This is a genomic window from Bradyrhizobium iriomotense, from assembly GCF_030160715.1.
Classification (GTDB): Bacteria; Pseudomonadota; Alphaproteobacteria; order Rhizobiales; family Xanthobacteraceae; genus Bradyrhizobium; species Bradyrhizobium iriomotense.
The window spans coordinates 1-1,417 of the sequence record NZ_BSOW01000110.1; the positions used below are offsets into that span (position 1 = coordinate 1).

Below are 1,417 nucleotides of genomic sequence, written 5' to 3' on the forward strand. Positions count from 1 at the left end.
GAGCTATCGCCAAATTTTGGTGACGGCGGGGCCGGTCAGGCGGCGGCGGTTATGGGCTGACGGTCGGTCGGCTTGGCGAAGACCTCGATCCCGTCGTTGAATGTCACACCAAGAACGAGTTTTGGCAACTGGTTGTGGCCATCGAGACGGCGCCAGCTTTTCTGTGCGCCCTCGACCAGTTTGAAGACCATGGCGAGCGCGGTCCCGTTCGACAGGCAACCCTTCGATCGGACGGTGCGGTGGCGCACGGTGGCGAAGGTGCTTTCGATGGGGTTGGTCGTCCGCAAGTGTTTCCAGTGCTCGGCCGGGAAGTCGTAGAAAGCGAGCAGCGTGTCTCGATCCTTGCTCAGGCAGTCGGCCGCCTTCTCGTATTTCAGCGCGTAGCTCTCGATGAAGGCATCGAACGCCAACTCGGCGGCGGCCTTGGTTTCGGCCATCCAGATCTCCTGCAACGCGCGCTTGGCTTTCGGCTGCTGGCTCGTCGGCAGCTTGGCGAGCACGTTTGCAGTCTTGTGCACCCAGCAGCGCTGCTCGCGCGTTTTCGGCCAGACCTCGCCGGCGGCTTTCCAGAAGCCGAGTGCGCCATCGGCGATGACGAGCCGCGGAGGCACGTCGAGCCCGCGCCGCTTCAGATCAAGCAGCAGATCGCGCCAGTCGTGCGCGCTCTCGCGGGCACCATCGGTGAAGCCGACCAGTTCCTTGCGGCCTTCCGGCGTCGCACCGATCAGCACCAGGATGCACTGCTTTTCGTCCTCGAGCCGCGCCTCCAGATGGATGCCATCGGCCCAGATGTAAACGTAGCGCTTCGCCGACAGATCGCGCTTCTGCCACGCGGTGTGCTCGTCGAGCCAGCCATCCTTCAGGCGACCGATGGCGGATGCCGACAACCCGGCAGCATCCTTGCCGAGCAGCGCAGCCAGCGCTTCCGAGAAGTCGCCGGTCGAGATACCCTTCAGGTAAAGGATCGGCAGCAGCGTCTCGATCGATTTCGAGCGGCGCATGTAGGGCGGCAGGATCGACGGAGAGAACCGGATGCGGTCGGGGTCGGTGGCGTCCGCCTCGCGATCGCGTACACGCGGCTGGCGGACCGCGACCGGACCGATACCGGTCATCACCTCGCGCTCCGGCAGGTGACCGTGGCGGACGACGCGCTGGTGGCCGTCCGCGGTCTTCAAATCGGCATGCTTGCCGAGAAAGTCCGCGACCTCGGCCTCGACCGCCTGGGCCAACAGAGCACGCGCCCCGTTGCGCAAGACTTCTGTGAGTTGATCAGCGACGTTTCCTGGCTGAATCAGCTTGATGATGTTATCCTTGGACACGGCATATCGCTCCTTCGGTGGAGAAGTGGAGGCGTCAAGCACCCCCACGATATGCCGCCTTTCCGATTCCCACCGTCACCAACTTTCGGCGATAGCTC

Annotated in this window: 1 protein-coding gene; it reads right to left on the reverse strand. The window is 63.9% G+C overall.

The features are described 5' to 3' along the window. Positions 1-35 precede the first annotated feature (35 nt). Positions 36-1,319 (reverse strand): IS256 family transposase, encoded by a 1,284-nt coding sequence (locus QQL28_RS45605; RefSeq protein WP_284276416.1) that lies wholly within the window; start codon positions 1,317-1,319, stop codon positions 36-38. Positions 1,320-1,417: the final 98 nt, after the last annotated feature.